Origin of the sequence: Aeromonas sp. sia0103 (genome assembly GCF_963895295.1) — a bacterium.
In the GTDB taxonomy this organism is placed as follows: Bacteria; Pseudomonadota; Gammaproteobacteria; order Enterobacterales; family Aeromonadaceae; genus Aeromonas; species Aeromonas encheleia.
Genome location: NZ_CAWQKG010000011.1, coordinates 1,095,860 through 1,115,779 on the forward strand (window position 1 = coordinate 1,095,860; position 19,920 = coordinate 1,115,779).

Annotated in this window: 15 protein-coding genes; 6 read left to right on the forward strand and 9 right to left on the reverse strand. The window is 62.6% G+C overall.

Annotated elements, in window-relative coordinates; translation table 11 throughout:
- Positions 1-121 precede the first annotated feature (121 nt).
- The 3 genes from lon to ppiD all read left to right on the forward strand — a co-directional run bounded on the left by lon (position 122) and on the right by ppiD (position 5,052).
- Complete coding sequence (lon, locus tag AACW18_RS07620; RefSeq protein ID WP_042653670.1) at positions 122-2,476, forward strand: endopeptidase La; 2,355 nt, start codon at positions 122-124, stop codon at positions 2,474-2,476.
- 240 nt (positions 2,477-2,716) lie between these two features.
- Positions 2,717-2,989 (forward strand): nucleoid-associated protein HU-beta, encoded by a 273-nt coding sequence (gene hupB, locus AACW18_RS07625; RefSeq protein WP_042020877.1) that lies wholly within the window; start codon positions 2,717-2,719, stop codon positions 2,987-2,989.
- Positions 2,990-3,138: 149 nt separating this feature from the next.
- Positions 3,139-5,052 (forward strand): peptidylprolyl isomerase, encoded by a 1,914-nt coding sequence (gene ppiD, locus AACW18_RS07630; RefSeq protein ID WP_218388255.1) that lies wholly within the window; start codon positions 3,139-3,141, stop codon positions 5,050-5,052.
- A 9-nt stretch (positions 5,053-5,061) separates the two neighbouring features.
- On the opposite strand, the gene AACW18_RS07635 is transcribed toward ppiD, so the two are convergent.
- The 6 genes from AACW18_RS07635 to AACW18_RS07660 all read right to left on the reverse strand — a co-directional run bounded on the left by AACW18_RS07635 (position 5,062) and on the right by AACW18_RS07660 (position 11,543).
- Entirely contained in the window at positions 5,062-5,253 is a 192-nt protein-coding gene (locus AACW18_RS07635) for a hypothetical protein (RefSeq protein WP_218388256.1), read from the reverse strand.
- A 57-nt stretch (positions 5,254-5,310) separates the two neighbouring features.
- On the reverse strand, positions 5,311-6,903 hold the full coding sequence (locus AACW18_RS07640) for an ABC-F family ATPase (protein WP_042653672.1): 1,593 nt from the start codon (positions 6,901-6,903) through the stop codon (positions 5,311-5,313).
- A 153-nt stretch (positions 6,904-7,056) separates the two neighbouring features.
- Entirely contained in the window at positions 7,057-8,712 is a 1,656-nt protein-coding gene (locus AACW18_RS07645; RefSeq protein WP_218327823.1) for a cation acetate symporter, read from the reverse strand.
- Complete coding sequence (locus AACW18_RS07650) at positions 8,709-9,020, reverse strand: DUF485 domain-containing protein (protein ID WP_042653674.1); 312 nt, start codon at positions 9,018-9,020, stop codon at positions 8,709-8,711. Before AACW18_RS07650 ends, AACW18_RS07645 begins: the two co-directional genes overlap by 4 nt.
- A gap of 107 nt (positions 9,021-9,127) precedes the next feature.
- Positions 9,128-9,754, reverse strand: coding sequence for a 3'-5' exonuclease (locus tag AACW18_RS07655; RefSeq protein ID WP_218388257.1), 627 nt, complete (start codon positions 9,752-9,754; stop codon positions 9,128-9,130).
- 1 nt (position 9,755) lies between these two features.
- On the reverse strand, positions 9,756-11,543 hold the full coding sequence (locus tag AACW18_RS07660) for a putative nucleotidyltransferase substrate binding domain-containing protein (protein ID WP_218388258.1): 1,788 nt from the start codon (positions 11,541-11,543) through the stop codon (positions 9,756-9,758).
- 160 nt (positions 11,544-11,703) lie between these two features.
- Here AACW18_RS07660 and AACW18_RS07665 point away from each other — a divergent pair, with 160 nt between their 5' ends.
- Positions 11,704-12,510, forward strand: coding sequence for a crotonase/enoyl-CoA hydratase family protein (locus tag AACW18_RS07665; protein ID WP_218388259.1), 807 nt, complete (start codon positions 11,704-11,706; stop codon positions 12,508-12,510).
- 69 nt (positions 12,511-12,579) lie between these two features.
- Here the strand turns inward: AACW18_RS07665 and AACW18_RS07670 are convergent, their stop codons facing one another.
- The gene (locus AACW18_RS07670; protein ID WP_218327810.1) at positions 12,580-14,073 is read right to left on the reverse strand and encodes an alanine/glycine:cation symporter family protein; all 1,494 of its coding nucleotides are present in this window, start codon (positions 14,071-14,073) and stop codon (positions 12,580-12,582) included.
- 321 nt (positions 14,074-14,394) lie between these two features.
- Here AACW18_RS07670 and AACW18_RS07675 point away from each other — a divergent pair, with 321 nt between their 5' ends.
- Both AACW18_RS07675 and AACW18_RS07680 read left to right on the forward strand, forming a co-directional pair.
- Positions 14,395-14,808, forward strand: a complete 414-nt coding sequence (locus AACW18_RS07675) for a GNAT family N-acetyltransferase (RefSeq protein ID WP_218388368.1) — start codon at positions 14,395-14,397, stop codon at positions 14,806-14,808.
- Between the two features lie 19 nt (positions 14,809-14,827).
- The gene (locus AACW18_RS07680) at positions 14,828-15,622 is read left to right on the forward strand and encodes a M90 family metallopeptidase (protein WP_218388260.1); all 795 of its coding nucleotides are present in this window, start codon (positions 14,828-14,830) and stop codon (positions 15,620-15,622) included.
- Between the two features lie 90 nt (positions 15,623-15,712).
- On the opposite strand, the gene AACW18_RS07685 is transcribed toward AACW18_RS07680, so the two are convergent.
- Together AACW18_RS07685 and AACW18_RS07690 are read right to left on the reverse strand one after the other, a co-directional pair.
- Entirely contained in the window at positions 15,713-16,309 is a 597-nt protein-coding gene (locus tag AACW18_RS07685; protein WP_042653681.1) for an acetate uptake transporter, read from the reverse strand.
- 547 nt (positions 16,310-16,856) lie between these two features.
- On the reverse strand, positions 16,857-19,754 hold the full coding sequence (locus tag AACW18_RS07690; RefSeq protein ID WP_218388261.1) for a DUF748 domain-containing protein: 2,898 nt from the start codon (positions 19,752-19,754) through the stop codon (positions 16,857-16,859).
- Positions 19,755-19,920 lie beyond the last annotated feature (166 nt).

Consider the following 19,920-nt stretch of genomic DNA (forward strand, 5'->3'; position numbering starts at 1 on the left):
ATAAAGGGGCATTTTGCCCCTTTCATGCTTTTTACGGCCAAGGCGATTGAATCTCATCTTAGCGCCCCCATATACTCAGCCAAGCGCTTTGCCAACGGTATAACAAGCCGAGAGGACATATATGAACCTAGAGCGTTCAGAACGCATCGAGATTCCCGTCCTGCCTCTTCGTGACGTGGTGGTTTACCCCCACATGGTCATTCCACTCTTTGTGGGGCGGGAAAAATCCATTCGCTGTCTGGAAGCGGCCATGGAGCAGGACAAAAAAGTCCTGCTGGTGGCCCAGAAGGATGCGTCGACAGACGAACCTACGGTGGAGGAGATCTTCTCCGTCGGGACAGTAGCCAATATCTTACAGATGCTCAAGCTGCCGGACGGCACCGTCAAGGTGCTGGTGGAAGGGGGCCAGCGTGCCCGTCTTGAGCGGATGATCGATGACAAGGACTTCTTCGTCGGTGAGGCGCAGTACATAGCGTCTGCCGCCATCGAGGAGAAGGATCAGGATGTGCTGGTGCGCTCCGCCATCGGCCAGTTTGAAGGTTACATCAAGCTCAACAAGAAGATCCCGCCCGAGGTACTCACCTCGATCTCGGCGATCGACGATGCGGCGCGCCTGGCTGACACCATGGCTGCGCACATGCCGCTCAAGCTCGAAGACAAGCAGAAGGTGCTGGAAATCGCCTCTGTGTCCGAGCGCATCGAGTTTCTGATGGCCATGATGGAGTCGGAGATTGACCTCTTGCAGGTCGAGAAACGCATCCGCTCCCGGGTCAAGAAGCAGATGGAGAAGAGCCAGCGCGAGTACTATCTCAACGAGCAGATGAAGGCCATCCAGAAAGAGCTGGGTGAGCTGGAAGACAGTCCGGACGAATTCGAGGCCCTCAATCGCAAGATTGAAGAGGCTGGAATGCCGGACGATGCTCGTGAGAAGGCGCTGGCCGAGCTCGCCAAGCTGAAGATGATGTCCCCCATGTCGGCCGAGGCCACAGTGGTGCGCAGCTACGTGGACTGGATGGTGCAGGTGCCCTGGAAGGCCCGCTCCAAGGTCAAGAAAGATCTCGCCAAGGCACAAGAGGTGCTGGATTCGGATCACTATGGCCTGGAGAAGGTCAAGGATCGCATCCTCGAATACCTGGCGGTGCAGGCAAGGGTCAACAAGCTCAAGGGGCCGATCTTGTGTCTGGTAGGGCCTCCCGGTGTAGGCAAGACCTCGCTGGGTCAGTCCATCGCCAAGGCGACCGGTCGCAAATATGTGCGCATGGCGCTCGGCGGCGTGCGTGACGAGGCGGAGATCCGCGGTCACCGTCGCACCTATATTGGCTCCATGCCCGGCAAGCTCATCCAGAAGATGGCGAAGATCGGCGTGAAGAACCCGCTGTTCCTGCTCGACGAGATCGACAAGATGAGCTCGGACATGCGTGGCGATCCCGCCTCCGCATTGCTGGAAGTGCTGGATCCGGAGCAGAACAACAGCTTCAACGATCACTATCTGGAAGTGGACTATGACCTGTCGGACGTGATGTTCGTGGCCACCTCCAACTCCATGAACATCCCGGGCCCCTTGCTGGACCGGATGGAAGTGATCCGTCTGTCCGGGTACACCGAGGACGAGAAGCTCAACATCGCCAAGCAGCACCTGGTCGCCAAGCAGATCCAGCGCAACGGTTTGAAAGAGTCCGAGATCACCATCGAAGACTCCGCCCTGATCGGGGTGATCCGCTACTACACCCGCGAGGCGGGGGTGCGTAGCCTGGAGCGCGAGATCTCCAAGATGTGTCGCAAGGCAGTCAAACGTATCCTGCTGGACAAGAGCATCAAGCATGTTCTGGTCAATCAGGAGAACCTCAAGGAGTTCCTCGGGGTCCAGCGTTTCGATTACGGCAAGGCCACCAGCCAGAACCAGATCGGCCAGGTGTGCGGCTTGGCGTGGACCGAGGTGGGCGGCGATCTGCTCACCATCGAGACCACCAACATGCCGGGCAAGGGCAAGCTCACCTACACCGGCTCGCTCGGTGATGTGATGCAGGAGTCCATCCAGGCCGCCATGACGGTGGTGCGGGCCCGCGCCGAGATGCTGCGTATCAACGCCGACTTCTACGAGAAGCGTGACATTCACGTGCACGTGCCGGAAGGGGCGACCCCGAAGGATGGCCCGAGCGCCGGCATCGCCATGTGTACCGCCCTGGTCTCCAGCCTGACCGGCAACCCGGTCCGTGCCGATGTGGCCATGACCGGGGAGATTACCCTGCGCGGTGAGGTGCTGCCCATCGGCGGCCTCAAAGAGAAGCTGCTGGCGGCCCACCGTGGCGGCATCAAGCGGGTGCTGATCCCGAAAGAGAACGAGCGCGACCTGGAAGAGATCCCGGCCAACGTCAAACAAGACCTTGAAATTTATCCGGTTCGCTGGATTGATGAGGTGCTGGCACTGGCGCTGCAGGACAATCCACAGGGTTTCGAACGCGTTTCTGTCGTGTAAATGTTGATGCGCCGCAAATTTGGCGCATTCGGGAGGTGGTTAAGGCTTGCATGCGCCGGATAACGGAAGTAGCCTTGACCACCGATCGGGTACTCATGATGAGTCGCAATGCGTGATGTGGCGCGGGTTTGCGCCAGATTGTCACTTGCAACTGATCAGGAGGCTTGCTATAAAACCTCCACTTGTTGTGGCCAGGGAAATCAGCGCCGCAGCGATGTTCGATAAAAGGGGAATATAAGAGTGAATAAATCTCAACTGATTGACAAGATTGCAGACGGTGCTGATATCTCCAAAGCCGCTGCTGGCCGTGCGCTTGATGCCTTCATCGAAGCAGTAGGTGAAGCACTGAAAGAGGGTGACCAGGTTGCTCTGGTTGGTTTCGGTACCTTCGCTGTACGCGAGCGTGCTGCTCGTTCTGGCCGTAACCCGCAAACTGGCGCGACCATCGAAATCGCCGCCGGTAAAGTTCCTGCCTTCAAAGCGGGCAAGGCCCTGAAAGACGCGGTCAACTAAGCCGGGCGCTGATTCTCATCGGCACCGTCCTTGGTCGCAGACCAGACAAGTTAGAGGGCTCTCCCTCATACTGATTGACCAAGGCGCATCGCAATCGGTGCGCCTTTTCATTATTTAGGCCCATCGAGTTCGGGAGCATAAGTACAAACATGATGTTGGATAAACTACGCGAAGGGGCGCAGGGCAAGGTAGCCAAGGTTATCTTGGGCCTGATCATTCTCTCCTTTGCCTTGGCCGGTGTAGGTAGCTACCTCAACGGCCCGGCACGTACCGCCCCCGCCACCGTCAACGGCAATGACATCAGTGCCCCCGCACTGGAGAATGCCTATCGCAACGAGCGGGCCCGCATGGAGTCCCAAATGGGCGAGGCCTTCAACCAGATGGCCGCCAACCCCGATTACATGAAACAGTTCCGCCGTGGTGTGCTGGACCGGCTCATCGATCAGGCGCTGATCGATGACAAGGCCCGTGAACTCGGCCTGCGCATCAGCGACGCGCAGATCAAGCAGGCCATCGTCGCCATGCCGGAGTTTGTCGAAGAGGGCAAATTCAACAACGAGCGCTACCTGCAGCTGATCCGCCGCGCCGGCATGACGCCGGAGATGTTCCGCGACTCCCTGCGCCAGGACATGGTGCGCCAGCAACTGATGGGCGCCCTGCTGGGCTCCGAATTCGCCCTCAAGGGTGAGGCCGAGCAGCTCGACAAGCTCTACAACCAGACTCGCGATCTGCGCCTGGTGCGCCTGGCTGCCTCTGCCTATCTGGGCGAGGTCGAGGTCTCCGATGCGGAGGTGGATCAGTTCTACAAGGCCAACAGCGCGCGTTTCATGAACGACGAGCAGGTCAAGGTAGACTACCTGCTGCTGGATGCCGCCAACCTGGGTAAAGATATCAAGGTCACCGAGCAGGATGCCCAGGATTACTACGATCAGCACCAGGACCTGTTCCAGCGTGCCGAGCGTCGCCAGGTGGCGCACATCCTGATCCCGTTTGGCAAGGACGAGAAAGCGGCCGAGCAGAAGGCCGAGGCCCTGCTGGCCAAGGCCAAGGGCGGTGAAGACTTCGCCGAGCTGGCCAAGGCCAACTCCAGTGACAGCTTCTCCGCCAAGAAGGGTGGCGAGCTGGACTGGTTCGAGAAAGGGGTGATGGATCCGGCGTTTGAACAAGCCGCCTTTACCCTGAACAAGGCCGGCGATCTCTCCGCCGTGGTGAAGAGCCCGTTCGGCTTCCACGTCATCAAGCTGCTGGCCGTCGAGCCCGCCAAGACCAAACCGTTCGTGGATGTGATGAGTGACACCATCAGCCGCCTGCAAGCGGACAAGGCCAAGGAGCTGTTCTTCGCCGAGCAGCAGAAGATGGCCGACAGCAGCTTCGAGAACCCGGACTCCCTGGACCTGACCGCCGAGACCATGGGTCTGAAGGTCATCTCCTCGGATTACTTCGGCCAGGCCAATGCCCCGGCCCCGCTCAAGGATCCCAAGGTGCTGGCGGTGGCGTTCTCCGAACAGCTGCGCGATGACAACACCAACTCGGATGTGATCGAGCTGGCGGATGGCAAGGCGCTGGTGCTGCACATCATGGGTCATAAGCCCAAGGCGGCCAAGCCGCTGGCGGAGATCAAGGAGCAGGTGATCGCGGCCATCAAGCATGACAAGGCCAGCGAAGTGGCCCGTGGCAAGGCACAGGCCCTGCTCGACAAGCTGCACGCCGGTGAGGACATCCAGGCCGATCTGACCGCCCTTGGACTGAAGGTGGAGACCCACAACGGCGTCGCCCGCTTCACCCAGGAGATGGATCAGACCCTGCTGGCCCAGGCGTTCCGCATGCCCCATCCGGTCGACGGCAAGCCGAGCGTCGAGCTGGTGGCCGAAGCCAATGGCGATCGGGTCGTGGTGGCGCTGGACAAGGTCAACGTGACCAAGGAGCCGTCCCAGATGGTCAGCCTGCTGCAAGGCCAGCTTGGCCAGGGCAAGGCGCAGGCCTCCTACAAGTCGCTGATCGATGAGCTGCGCAAAGCGGCCAAGATCGAGTACTTCACCGACGTGGAAGCGACCGTCGAATAATCGACTCGCTCATCCATTGAAAACGGCTCCTTGATGGAGCCGTTTTTTTATCTGCAGGGGCGGGCACACCATTATTATGCTTTTATCCTCAGCATCCTCAGCATCCTCAGCATCCTCAGCATCCTCAGCATCCTCAGCATCCTCAGCATCCTCAGCATCCTCAGCATCCTCAGCATCCTCAGCCTCGGCAGAGACAAGCATAAAAAACCGGCGCCTGTGGCGCCGGTTTTCATTTAGGAACCGCGAGGGTAGGGGCGGTTATGCCACGCCCTGAGTACGCAGGTAATCCTCGTAGGTGCCGCCGAAGTCGCGGATGCCATTCTCGGTCAGTTCCATGATGCGGGTCGCCAGGGAGGAGACGAACTCACGGTCGTGGGAGACGAAGATCAGGGTGCCCTGATACATCTCCAGCGCCAGGTTCAAGGATTCGATAGATTCCATGTCCAGGTGGTTGGTCGGCTCATCCATGATCAGGATGTTGGGGCGCTGCATCATCAGCTTGCCGAACAGCATGCGGCCCTGTTCGCCACCGGACAGCACCTTGACCGGCTTCTTGATGTCGTCCTGGGTGAACAGCAGACGACCCAGCACTGAGCGTACCGCCTGCTCGTCTTCGTTGGCCTGTTTCCACTGCGCCATCCAGTCGAACACGTTCAGATCGGTGTTGAAGTCTTCGGCGTGATCCTGGGCATAGTAGCCAATCTGGGCATTCTCGGACCACTTGATGGTGCCGCTGTCCGGTGCCAATTCGCCCATGAGCGTCTTGATCAGGGTGGATTTACCGATGCCGTTGGTACCCAGAATGGCGACCTTCTCGCCCACTTCCAGCATCATGCTGAGGCCCTTGAACAGGGGCGCCTCACCATAGCCTTTGGACACCCCTTCCACTTCCAGGATGTTGCGGTACAGCTTCTTCTCCTGCTCGAAGCGGATGAAGGGGTTCTGACGGCTGGAGACCTTCACCTCTTCAATCTTGATCTTGTCGATCTGCTTGAGGCGGGAGGTGGCCTGGCTGGACTTGGAGGCGTTGGCACTGAAACGGGAGACGAAGGATTGCAGGTCGGCAATCTGGGCCTTCTTCTTGGCGTTGTCGGAGAGCAGACGCTCGCGGGCCTGGGTGGCCGCGGTCATGTACTCGTCGTAGTTGCCCGGGTAGACCCGCAGCTCGCCGTAGTCCAGATCCGCCATGTGGGTGCAGACCGAGTTCAGGAAGTGACGATCGTGAGAGATGATGATCATGGTACTTTCACGATCGTTGAGCACCTGCTCCAGCCAGCGAATGGTGTTGATGTCCAGGTTGTTGGTCGGTTCGTCCAGCAACAGGATGTCGGGGTTGGAGAACAATGCCTGTGCCAGCAGCACCCGCAGTTTCCAGCCCGGTGCCACTTCGCTCATGGGGCCGTTGTGCAGCTCGATGGGAATACCTGCGCCGAGCAGCAGCTCACCCGCACGGGCTTCGGCGGTGTAACCGTCGTATTCGGCAACCAGACCTTCCAGCTCGGCGGCCTTCATGTAGTCGTCGTCGGTGGCTTCCAGATTGGCGTAGATGGCATCGCGCTCGGCGATGGCGGCCCACAGCTCGTTATGGCCCATCATGACCACGTCCAGCACGCGCATCTCTTCGTAGGCGAACTGATCCTGGCGCAACTTACCGATGCGCTCGTTGACGTCCAGGCTCACATTACCGCCAGTGGGCTCAAGGTCGCCGCCGAGGATCTTCATAAAGGTGGACTTGCCACAGCCGTTGGCGCCGATGAGGCCGTAGCGGTTGCCGCCGCCAAACTTGACGCTGATGTTCTCAAACAACGGCTTGGCGCCGAACTGCATGGTGATGTTATTGCTGCTTAACAAAGGAGATGTCCCGGTTGGTCTGTCAAATGGCGCGCATTATGGCACAGATCCCCCGAAAGTTTTAGTGAGAACTGTGATCTGGCACCATGACAAGTGAGTGAGATCCCATGAAAAAAGCCGGCACAGGGCCGGCTTGGGAGTGACGAGAGCAATTTAGTGGGCGGAGGCACCGGAGGCGCCGAGCCCGGTCTGGGAGCGCACGAACTGCGGGATGAATTTCGCGTGTTCGTCGCTGGCATTCTGGGACTTGTCGGTGACCGAGAAGAACCAGATCCCGGCGAAGGCCAGTGCCATGGAGAAGAGTGCTGGGTACTCGTAGGGGAAAATAGCCTGCGCATGACCCAGCACCTTCACCCACACGGTCGGGCCCAGGATCATCAGGGTCACGGCGCTGATGAGACCCAGCCAGCCACCGTAGACGGCGCCGCGGGTGGTCAGGCGGGACCAGAACATGGAGAGGAACAGCACCGGGAAGTTGCAGCTTGCCGCGATGGAGAAGGCCAGGCCCACCATGAAGGCGATGTTCTGCTTCTCGAACAGGATCCCCAGACCGATGGCGACCACCCCCAGCACCACAGTGGTGTACTTGGAGACGCGCAGCTCGTCGGTTTCGTTGGCCTTGCCCTGCTTGATCACGCAGGCATAGAGGTCGTGGGAGACCGCGGAGGCGCCCGCCAGGGTGAGGCCGGCGACCACCGCCAAGATGGTGGCGAAGGCCACGGCGCTGATGAAGCCGAGGAACAGGCTGCCCCCTACCGCATCGGCCAGATGGACAGCCGCCATGTTGGTGCCGCCCAGCAGGGCGCCGGTGGCATCCTTGAAGGTCGGGTTGGTGCTGACCAGCAGGATGGCGCCGAAGCCGATGATGAAGGTCAGGATATAGAAGTAGCCGATGAAGCCGGTGGCGTAGAACACGCTCTTGCGCGCTTCCTTGGCGTCACTCACGGTGAAGAAACGCATCAGGATGTGGGGCAGGCCGGCGGTGCCGAACATCAGTGCCAGCCCGAGGGAGATGGCGGAGATGGGATCGGCCACCAGGCCACCCGGGCTCATGATGGCGGCGCCGTTCGCGTGCACCTTGACGGCCTCGCTGAACAGGGCACCGATGTCGAAGTTGACGGACTTCATCACCATGATGGCCATGAAGGAGGCACCGGAGAGCAGCATCACCGCCTTGATGATCTGCACCCAGGTGGTGGCCAGCATGCCGCCAAACAGCACGTAGAGCACCATCAGGATGCCGACCAGTACCACGGCCACGTGGTATTGCAGGCCGAACAGCAGCTCGATCAGCTTGCCGGCACCGACCATCTGGGCGATCAGGTAGAGGGCGACCACCACCAGGGAGCCGCTGGCGGAGAGGCTGCGCACCGAGGTTTGCTTGAGGCGGTAGGAGGCGACGTCGGCGAAGGTGTACTTGCCGAGGTTGCGCAGCCGCTCCGCGATCAGGAACAGTATGATGGGCCAGCCCACCAGGAAGCCGATGGAGTAGATGAGGCCATCGTAGCCCGAGGTGTAGACCAGGGCGGAGATGCCGAGGAAGGAGGCGGCGGACATGTAGTCACCGGCGATGGCCAGGCCGTTCTGGAAGCCGGTGATGCGGCCCCCTGCGGCATAGTAGTCGGAGGCCGAGCGGTTACGCTTGGAGGCCCAGTAGGTGATGAACAGGGTGGCGGCCACGAAGACCACGAACATGACGATGGCCGGGACATTGAGGGGCTGGCGTTGCACCTCGCCGGTCAGCGCATCGGCCGCCAGCAGGGGGGTGGAGACCAGGCCGGTCAACAGCAGCAGAGACTTGCCTTTCATGATTGCACTCCCTTGAGGATCTTCTGGTTCAGCTCGTCAAACTCGCCGTTGGCACGCACCACATAGATGCCGGTCAGCACGAAGGAGGCGAGGATGAGGCCCACGCCGACGGGAATGCCACGGGTGATGGAAGATCCCTCGCTCAGCGGTGTGCCGAGCCAGCCGGGGGCGAAGGCGATGAGCAGGATAAACGCCAGGTAGAGCCCCAGCATCAGGATGGAGAGGGTCCAGGCGAAGCGTTGGCGTTTGCTGACCAACTCCTGGAAGACGGGATCTTGCTGGATCCTCAGATAGCGTTGCTGTTCCATTGCATTTCTCCATGACATGAATGTCGACTGTGAATGAAGGATGTCCCTACCGAGCAGGAGGTCCGCTCATGTAATGGAAATGTGAATTAAATGTTATTGGTGGGCAATTAGACTTTGGGATAAGCCAGGGGGCCGCCCAGGCGCAGGCGCAGGAAGATGAGGGCGGCGGTGACCGCGTCGGCGAGGGCGTCGTGGGCGGGCAGGGGAGGCAGCTCCAGGTGACTGCAGATGGCGCCGAGGTGCAGATCGATGGCGGCATCGGGGTAGCGTCGATAGAGGTGATCGTGATAGAGCCGGCTCACCTCTATGCCGCGCTGGGGCAGGCGCAGCCCCCACTGCTTTTGGCAGGCCAGGTTGAAGATGCGCAGATCGTAGGGGATGTGATAGCCCACCAGCTCGCGCGGGCCAATGAAGGCCAACAGCTGGCGCAGCGCGGCCTCCAGCGGCATGCCCTGCTGCAAATCCTGATGGCGCAGGCCGTGGATCACCACGGATTGTGCGCTCAGGCTGGCGGGTGCCTGCACCCGCAAGGAGAGTGCCTCCCCGGTGAGCAGCCGGTTGCCCTGGATGCGCACCGCGCCGATGGCGACGATTTCCGCCTGTGCGGGATCCAGGCTGGTGGTCTCGAGATCGAGGGCCACCCACTCATCGCGCGGGGCGGGCGCAAAGAGCGGGGCGAACTCCCCGTGACGAAAAGCCCGGCCAATCCAACGGCGTCGGCAGCGACTCCACATGCTATTGCCTCAGACGAAAGTGCAAGGCGAGCCACTGCTGGAACTTCTTCACCTGATGCAGGGCATGGCGCAGCAGATCCCGCTCGCTGTGGCTGAGCGCCTCCACCCGCACCCTGTGGTCACCTACCTTGAGCTGGCTGCGCAGCCGCAGCCGAACGAACAGCCGGAACGCCTCCGCCAGATTGGCGCCGTAATCGCTGCTGAGCCGATCGCAGGCCACCAGGGCCTCGATGCGGCCCAGGGTGGAGGTCTCCAGGATCTTGGCCTCCAGCGCCAGCAGGCGGATGCCGTGTACCAGCGCAAACAGGCCACCGCGCTTGAGATCCAGCCCCTCCGGCTCCTGCGCCAGCCGGCCAAACAGGGTGAGGGGGGTGTGAAAGGCGACCGCGGCGCGGGCCATCTCCGCCAGCAGATCGGGCCGATCGGCGAGCTGCTCCCTTAGCCTGCGGGCGATGGGGGGCAGCAGGCTGCGATCACCGGCGATGGGCTGGGCATCGGCCAGGGTGGCGAGCCAGAGCAGCTCGGCTTCGCTGGCCCCCAGGCAGGCGCGTTCGATCTCCTGTTGCCAGTGCGCGGCCTCCTTCACCCAGGCCGGGTTGCTGACCATCACCCGACCCGGGCAGGGGGGATAACCGAGCCGCTCCAGCAGGGCGCCGAAGGCGGCAAGGTCTGCCTGCTGGCTTGGCCACTGCAGGCTGGCGGGCAGGATCAGGGCGTTGTCCTGATCGGTCTTGAGGATTTGCTCGCCGCGCCCCTCCGATCCCAGCATCAGCAGGCACACCTTATCCTGCACCTCGGCCGGGATCGCCAGGGTGAAGGCCTTGGCGATCAGCTGCTCGTTGAGGGTGGCGATGAGCCTCATCAGGAAGGCGGTGTGGATCCCCTGCCCGAACAGGGAGCGGGTCAGCTGTTGCTGCTCCCGGGCGACGGCTTCCAGCGCGGGCAGGCTATCGGCGCGGGCGATGCGCAGGGTCAGCACGTGGGAGTGGGCGGAGAAGAGGCCGAGCACCTGGGTCAGGTGCAAGACGCCCGCCACCTCCTGCCGATCCCAGACCACCAGCCGCTTGATGCGGTGACGGGTCATCAGCAGCAGGGCGTCGAACAGGTAGCTGCCAAGGGGCAGGCCGATCAGCGGGGCCGGGCTCAGCACCGCGAGCGGCGCCGTCAGCGGCAGCCCTCTCAGGGTCAGGGCGTGGAGCAGGGTCTTGCGGGTGGCCAGGCTCAGGCTGCCGTCGGCGGCGGGATAGAGCAGGCAATCGCAGCCCTGGCTGGCCATGGCTTCGGTCGCGGTCAGCAGGCTGAGCCGGCTCTCGACGAGGAGCGGTGGCTGCAGGTGGTTGGGCTCAATCCGGGTCAGGATGAACTCCGCCAGATTCTGCTGGCCAAGCTGCTCCCGCCGCGCCTGTTGGTGCTGGCGCTCGGCCAGGGTCGCGGTGAAATAGTGCGCGAGCTCCGGGTTGCCGGCGCAGAGCTCCGTGAACACCTCGCGGGGGATCAGCTGGCAGAGGCAGTCCTCCAGGGCGCTGAAGCCATGGCGGCAGCGGCCATCGAACTGGGCACGGACGTCGAACAGATCGTCGACCCCGTAATCGCCGAACGACTGGTGGGGGCTCGACTCCTCCACCGCCCCCTTGATGATGAGATAGAGGCCGGGAGGGGCGTCCCCCGGGCTCAGCACCCTCTGGCCCGCCCGAAAATAGCAGACGCTGAGGCTCTGCCCGAGGCGCTGGCGCTCCGCTTCCCCGAGGCAGTCAAACGGCGGGCGACTGAAGTTGAACAGAATGGTCATGGCGGTTCTCGGCCGGGGGCGTGAGGCCAGTCTGACAAAGGCGCCGGAGCGGGGCCAGCCGACTTTAGTCGCACGGAGGCCCTCGCCTCCCTGTACCCGCCGGTAACACTCTGGTAACTTGGTGGTATGACCAGTAGCGACTCAGGAGAGGACAGGGGACATGGATAAACCAAGGGTCAAATGGGAGATCCGGGACGGCATCGCCGAGGTGATGCTGGCGCGGGGGGACAAGCTCAATGCGCTGGACAGGGCCATGTTCGGCGCCATCGATGAGGTGCTCGGCCAGCTGCAGCGGCACCGGGGGCTGCGGGCGGTGATCCTGCACGGGGAGGGGCGCGCCTTCTGCGCCGGGCTGGATGTGAAATCCATGCTCAAGCAGCCGGTGGCGGCGCTCGACATCCTCAAACGGGAAGCGGACGAGGCGACCAATCTGGCCCAGCGGGTCGCCTATGGCTGGCACCAGTTGCCGGTGCCGGTGATCGCGGTGACCCAGGGGGTCTGTTTCGGGGGCGGCCTGCAGATCGCGCTCGGGGCGGATTTTCGCTTCAGCACACCGGATTGCCGCTTCTCGGTGATGGAGATCAAGTGGGGCATCATCCCCGACATGAGTGGCAGCGTCACCCTGCGCAACCTGATGGGGGTCGACACCGCCATGGAGCTCGCCATGAGCGGGCGTGAGTGCGATGCCAGCGAGGCCAGGAGCCTGGGGCTGGTGAGCCGGGTCTGCGCGGATCCGTTGAGTGAGGCGCGGGAGTTCGCCAAGACCCTGATCACCAAGTCGCCGGATGCGCTGGCGGGGATCAAGCGGCTCTATACCCAGGCCTGGGCCCGCAGCGATGAGGCGATGCTCAAGGAGGAGACCCGTCTGCAGCGGCAGATCCTGGGGCGGCCCAACCAGTGGCGCGCCACCCTCAACAGCCTGTTGCGCTGGCGGCTGCCGTTCGGGCCGCGGCGCAACGCGCTCTGACCGCGCTCTTCAATAGAAAATGGCAGCCAGGGCTGCCATTTTTTTTTCGTCTCGTGCTGGGTCGATGACTCAGGAGATCTTGCGATCCGGCTCGAACGGATGGCCGTCCTGCTCCTGTTTCAGGTTGTCCTCGGAGCGGTGACCCATCCAGTAGTCGGCGTTCTTGATGCCGAGTTTCTCCGGATGGAACACGGGATCCAGCCCCTTGGCCTTCTGGGCCTCATAGTCCTTGAGGCAGACGAAGGCGGTCTTCTGCAGCAGCAGGATGGCACCTATGTTGAGCCAGGCCATCAGGCCGACCCCGATGTCACCAAGACCCCAGGCCAGATCCGCGGTCTTGACGGTGCCATAGACGGTGGAGGCCATCAGCGTCAGCTTGAGCACGAAGGTCAGCCAGGGACGGTTCACCTTGCGGTTGATGTAGGCGATGTTGGTCTCGGCGATGTAGTAGTAGGCGACTATGGTGGTGAACGCGAAGAAGAACAGCGCGACAGCCACGAACATGCTGCCAAAGCCGGGCATCATGCTCTCCATGGCGGTCTGCACGTAGCCTGGGCCTGCGGCGATACCGGCGATGCCGGTGTAGATGGCGGCGCCGTCCGGTCCCTGCACGTTATAGAGCCCGGTAATGAGCAGCATGAAGCCGGTGGCGGAGCAGACGAACAGGGTGTCGATGTAGACAGAGAAAGCCTGCACCAGACCCTGCTTGGCCGGGTGGCTCACCGCGGCGGCGGAGGAGGCGTGCGGCCCTGTCCCCTGACCGGCTTCATTGGAATAGACCCCGCGCTTGACCCCCCACATGATGGCCAGGCCCAGGATGGCACCGAAACCGGCCTCCATGCCGAAGGCGCTCTTCCAGATCAGCAGCAGCACACCGGGCAATTGACCGATGTTGAGGGCGATGATGACGCAGGCCACTATGATGTAGCCGAGCGCCATGAAGGGCACCACTGTGCTGGCGAAGCTGGCGATCCGCTTGACGCCGCCGAAGATGATGAAGCCGAGCAGCAGCGCCAGACCGGCGGCGGTGACGTTCGGATCGATCGCGAAGGCGGTCTGCAGGCTGGCCCCGATGGAGTTGGCCTGCACCCCCGGCAGCAAGACGCCGCAGGCGAAGATGGTCGAGATGGCGAAGGTCCAGGCGTACCACTTCATGCCGAGCCCTTTCTCGATGTAGAAGGCCGGGCCGCCGCGGTACTCACCGTTGATCTTCTCCTTGTAGACCTGACCCAGGGTGGACTCCACGAAGGCGGAGCTGGCGCCGAGGAAGGCGACCATCCACATCCAGAACAGGGCACCCGGGCCGCCGAAGGTGATGGCGGTGGCGACCCCGGCGATGTTACCGGTACCGACCCGGCCGGCCAGGGTCATGGCCAGTGCCTGGAAGGAAGAGACACCGGCATCGGTGCTCTTGCCATCGAACATCAACCGCACCATCTCCTTGATATGGCGCAGTTGCAGGAAGCGGCTGCGCAGGGAGAAGTAGAGGCCTACCCCCAGACACAGATAGATGAGCGCGGGGCTCCAGATCACCCCATTGATGGCATTGACGATCTCATTCATGTACAACAACTCCTTTGTTGCGCTGTCTTGGCGAGGTCTGTGCCTCGCTCCCTAAAATATTGAAATCTGTGGTGACCAAGAGGGTCACTCAGGTTAGTGCAGTACTTTCGACTGGTAAGTCTGCGGCTTTTAACATATCGATTTGTGCAGGGGCTTCCTAGTGAAATATGTTGTCGGTTTGTTAATTTGTGAATTGGCAATAACAAATGACAGAATGGGCTGGACAAGATTCGGAAATGCCCCGTGCCGATCACTTTGCGGGTCGCCGGTTGATAGAAAGCAAATGTGAGGCCAGGAATGAAAATGGAAGACAATGGTGGCATGGTCCGCCTCGCCGAGCAGGGGGATGGGGCCGCCATGGCCCGCCTGTTCGAGCAGCTGGGCTACCCGGCCGGGGCACTCGAGATAGTGGATCGCCTGCGGCAGCCGGATCCGGCCCGCGAGGTGCTGCTGGCCTGTCTCGATGCCGAGGTGGTGGGGGTCCTGGTGTGGCATGTCCTGCAACCCTTGCACCTTGCACCCGCCTGGGGCCTGATCTCGGCGCTGGTTATCGATGAGAGTGCAAGAGGGAAGGGGGTAGGCGCCCTGCTGCTGGCGGCGGCAGAGGCGCGGGCGCAGGCGCAAGGCTGTGGCCAGCTGGAGCTCTCCAGCAGCCTGAAGCGGGAGGGGGCCCATCGCTTCTACCTGGCGCAGGGCTATCTTGAGCGCCCGAAGCGGTTCGTGAAGTTGTTCTGATGTGACAAGAGGAGTCCGTGTGTTCTGGTCCCGATTACGGAAGTGGTTTTATCCTTCATCCCTCCGGCAGGAGAACGCCCCCGGGGCGCTGGAGTGGCGGCAGGCCCTGGCGGCCGTGCCCATACTGCAGGGTTTCTCCGAGGACGACGAGGCGAGGCTGACGAAGTTGGCCCAGCAGTTTCTGGCCCGCAAGACGCTGACCCAGATCGGGGTCGAGCTCACGTCCCGCCAGCAGGCGGTGCTGGCCCTGCAGGCGGCGCTGCCTATCCTGCACCTTGGGCTGGACTGGTATCGCGGCTTTCACGAGGTGATCATCATCCCCGAGCCCGTCACCCGCCGCCAGCAGGTGCAGGATGAGTTCGGCCTGGTCAGCGAATGGGAAGAGGAGAATGCCGGGGAATCCTGGCCCCAGGGGCCGCTGGTGCTGGCCTGGAGCGAGCTGCAGCAGGACGGGGACTGGGACGGTTTCAACCTGGTGATCCACGAACTGAGCCACAAGCTCGACATGCTGGGGGGGAATGCCGATGGGGCGCCGCCGCTGCCGAGCGGCATGGATCCGCGCCGGTGGACCCAGGCCATGCAGCGTGCGTTCGATGAGCTGAGTGCCCAGCTGGCCCGCCACGAGCCGACCGCCATCGATCCCTATGCCGCCGAGCATCCTGCCGAGTTCTTCGCGGTGTGCTGCGAGAGCTTCTTCACCGATCCGTTGGGGCTACGGGCGGCCTATCCCGCCGTGTACGAGCAGTTCGTGCTGTTCTTCGGCCAGCAGCCGGCGGCCCGCTTCCCGGCCACCCGCCTGCTGGCGGGAGAGTAGGGGCCCGCAGCGAGTCAAGCAGCCGGATAAACAAAAGGCACCCCAAGGGGTGCCTTTTTTGCATCGGCGCGGGCGCCAGATGATCGCGGATTATGCGGCGGCCTTGAGCTGCACGGTGGCGGCTTTCTTGTGATCGCCGATGGGCAGCACGGTGCGGCCATACTGCTCGTTGATCACGGTGGCCATGGCCAGGTAGATGGCGCTGGCGCCGCAGATGATGCCTTCGAAACCGGCGATGGTGCCGATCAGGGCGCTGCCGGTGAAGTCACGGGCGGCCAGCAGGAAGAACAGCACGGTCAGGGAGGCGAACACGAACTGCTTCACGCGCGGGTAGTTGATGGTGCCGACCAGCATGAACAGGGTGAACATGCCCCACATCAGCAGATACCAGCCCATGAAGGCGTGCGGGGTGGCTTCGGCCAGACCCATGCCCGGCATCATCAGCAGGAACACCAGGCTCCACCAGAAGGTGCCGTAGGAGATGAAGGCGGTGACACCGAAGGTGTTGCCACGCTTGTACTCCATGATACCGGCGATGATCTGGGCCAGGCCGCCATAGCACAGGCCCATGGCCAGGATCATGGCGCTGATGGGGAAGAAACCTGCGTTATGGATGTTCAGCAGAATGGTGGTCATACCGAAACCCATCAGACCCAGAGGGGCAGGGTTGGCCAATTTTTCGCTCACGTGGTGTTCTCCAGCAATAGAGGTAGGGGTTGATAAAAGACGCGCGATTTTAGGCAGGCTCTGGACCCCGGGCAAGGGGAGAAATGCAGAAATAGTAAAAAAACGACACGAAAAATTACCCAGGCCATGATTCGTGCCATCCAGGTAGAAAACAGGTAAATGAATAGGGGCGGTGAGGTTGATTTTTTGTGTGAGTTACCAGGATCTGAAACTGAATAACGGCACCCGAGATGGCGTCTGGCCGTCTCATCGCACCCGGCAAGTCGGTATTTAACCTCGTTTCGATTGAAAATCAGTCTCATATGCCATCAGACAAGTGATGTTTAACACTATTTGAAACGGGACGCTGCGGCATAGTGCCAGCACCGGCACTATCCGGGAGGGTGTCAACGACGGCCACCATCATGGCTGGTGGCTGGTGGCTGGTGGCTGGGGCGCCGAGCGAAGCGATATGGCCGAGCAAGGCGATATAAGCGAAATGGAGGCGAGCGGGAGAGGGCGGGGAAAGTGATGGGGGAAGAGGGGAGCCCGGGCTCCCCCCACCGGCTCAGTTATCCAGCGTCAGCACCACCTTGGCGTCCTTGTCCGCCTCCTTCACCTGGCTGTCGAGCACGAACAGCCGCTCAGGCGCTATGCCCTGGGTATCCACCAGGAACTCCTTGGTGTTCTGGGCGCGGCGCATGGCGAGGTTGCGCAAGGACTTGGCGGTGATCAGCTGCTGGTCCCGCAGCAGGATCACGGCCTGGGCACGCAGGGCCGGGCTCGCCTCATCCAGGGTCAGCCGACTGGCCAGGCTGCCGAGATCCTCCTTGAAGCGCGCCTCATAGGCCTCACCCAGCGCGGTTTGCAGGGCGGGATCCTGCTCCAGCACGCCGAGATCGACCGGGGCGCCAGTGAGCTTGGCCAGCACGCGCTCCAGTTTCTGGCGTTGCAGTATGGGGCGCTCCTCGTTGAAGTTGACCTTGCCGCGGATGTTCATGCTGAGCTTGGGGCGCTCCTTCAACGCCTGGGCCAGGGTGCCGAGCTTGGTCTGCTGGCTTGGGGTGAGACTCGGATCCCCCAGCAGGAAGGGCAGCTCATCGAGATCTTTGGTGCCGCCGGTCAGGGAGGCCAGCAGGGAGAAGGGGGAGGTGATGGCCTTGCCGAGGGTGTTGCCGAGCACGTCCCAGAAGATGTTGCCCAGGCTGAAATCCGGCTGATCCAGGTTGCCGTTCACCTTGAGGTTCATCTTGATGACGCCGCTGGCGTCGCTGAGCAGGGCGATGGCGAGCCCGAGCGGCAGATCCTTGGCCTGCTCGCTCTTGACCTTCTCCCCCAGCTGCAGCTTCTTGATGGTGATGTCGTTGTCCCCCTCCAGCCGGTTGCCCTGCAGCTTGTAGTTGAGCTTCATGGAGAGTTGGCCCTTGTCGATGGCGTAGCCCGCATAGGTGCTGGAGTAGGGGGTGAAGGTGGTGAGCTCCAGGTTGTTGAAGGCCACGGCGATGTCGAGCACGGGATCGTCGATCAGCAGGTTGGTGCCGCCGCGGATGGTGACGGGGGCGTACCTGTCCACCTTGCCGTTGAAGGCGAGATCGGAGCGCTGGCCGGGAATGTTGCTGATGTGGCGGCTCTGGCCGGCGAGCGAGGCGATGTCCACCACGAACTCCGGGCTCAGGCTGCGATCGGCGAAGCGCAGGTTGCCCTGCTCGGTGCGCACCTGATCGATGGTGATGCGGGGGGCAGGTCCGCCGGCCGGCTTGGCGCTGGCCGGCTGTGGCAACAGCAGCTGTTGCACGTTGGTGATCCCCTCCTCGTTGATCTCGATGCGGGCGAAGGGTTGGCGCAGCAGGATATCGGCGATCCTCATCTGCTGGCTGATGCCGTCATAGCGCAGGCCGCTCAGTTGCAGGCGCTCTATCTGCAGCAGGCGCTGGTTGTCAGCCCTGTCCAGCACCTGCAGCTTGTCGATGTCGAAGCCGCCGGTGACCTCCAGCCGGCGCAATGCCCCCTGCGCATCGGTCGCGATGGCCAGCTTGGTGCGGCTGCTGAGCAGACCATCCTGCACCTTGACCCTCAGCAGATCCTGCAGATAGGGCTGGGCCCAGCTCAGCGGCAACCCCTGCTGCTTGATCTCGCCGTCAAGCGCGAAGGGAGTGAGGCTGAGGGCGCCGTCGAAGTTCAGCTGGCTCTGGCCGTTGAGGGTGCTGGCGAGGGTCAGCGTCGTGGGTTGGCCGGTGGTGCTGCCCAAGGTGCCCAGATTGAGGTTCAGCCCGGAGAGCGAGCGCGCCAGCGCCTTGCCGCTGCTCGACTCGGTCAGCTTGAGCTCGCCCTGGCTGATGCGGGTCTGCTTGAGCTGCCAGCGCCAGGGCTTGCCCGGCTGCTGTGGCTTGGCCGTCGCCTTGGCGGCGGGTGGCGGGACGAGCAGCTCGGCCAGATCCAGCCGCTGCCTGTCATCGATCACGGCCATCACGGCCGGGGCCTTGAGCGCGATGGCGTCGACATCGAGGGACTGCTTGCGGCCATCGAGCCGGATCCCGGTCAGGGCCAGCTGGTTGAAGCGGGCAAATTCGGCCCCCTTGGGCCGCCTGAGCTGCCAGTTGTTCAAGACCAGCTTGCCCTTCGACAGTCGCCAATCCAGCCCCTGCTTGCTCTGGCTCAGCCGGTAGTCCAGCTCGGCGCTGGCATCCCCCTTGGCCAGATTGACCTTGAGGTAGGGGGCCCAGAGCGGCGCGAAGGGGGAGAGCGGCAACTTGCCGAGGCTGAGTCGCCCCTTGCCGGCCCCGGTCAGGAGATCGAACTCCCCCTCGGCCTTGAGCGGGCTCTTCTGATTGAGGGTCGCACTCAGCCGGTAGCGATTGGCAGATGCCTGGGCCGTGGAGAAATCGGGCAGCTCCAGCGCCACGGCCTGCAGATTGAGCGGCGGCACCCAGCCCGGGCTGCTCTGCTTGCGGCTATCCCGATACTGGATCTGGCCCTGCTCCAGGGCCAGCCGGGTGATGCGCACCAGCACAGGCTCGGCGGCGGCGGGGGCCTGAGCCGGATCGGCAGCCAGCACCCCGGCCAGCGCCTCGGTCAGGTTGAAGCGCGGCTCGCGCTGCCCCTTGCCATCGGCGAGGCGGACCAGATCCAGGGTCGGCTTGGTCAGGATGGCGTCGGCCAGGATGATGGATTTTTGCTGCCAGCTCTCGCGCGGCAGGGGGATTAACTGGAGCCGCTCGAACGTCAGCAGGGGTTGCTGCTGCTCGTCGAGCAGGGCGGAGGGGCCGATGCTGAGGGAGGGATGGCGCAGATTGACGTCGATCTCCCCCAGGGTCAGCCGCAGACCATAGTGCTTGGCCAGCCAGCCGGGCAGGTGGCGTTGGGTGAGGTTGGGGGCTTGCCATAGCAGGATGAAGAGGGAGATAAGCAAGGCGGCGCAGAGATAGAGGGTATAGCGCAACAGACGAGCGGGCAGCGGCTTGAGCATGGTGGTCTCCGTTTGATGCGCACATGGTAGCAATTAATCGCCGGGGAAGCATGGGTTGCCGGATGCGCTACGCCGTACTCTGTCCAGCGCGTGGTGTGTGTCGCGTTCTGGTCGCGCCGTCGGCCCGCCATCGGGGGGCGCCCTGCCATAGCGCGAGATGACTGCG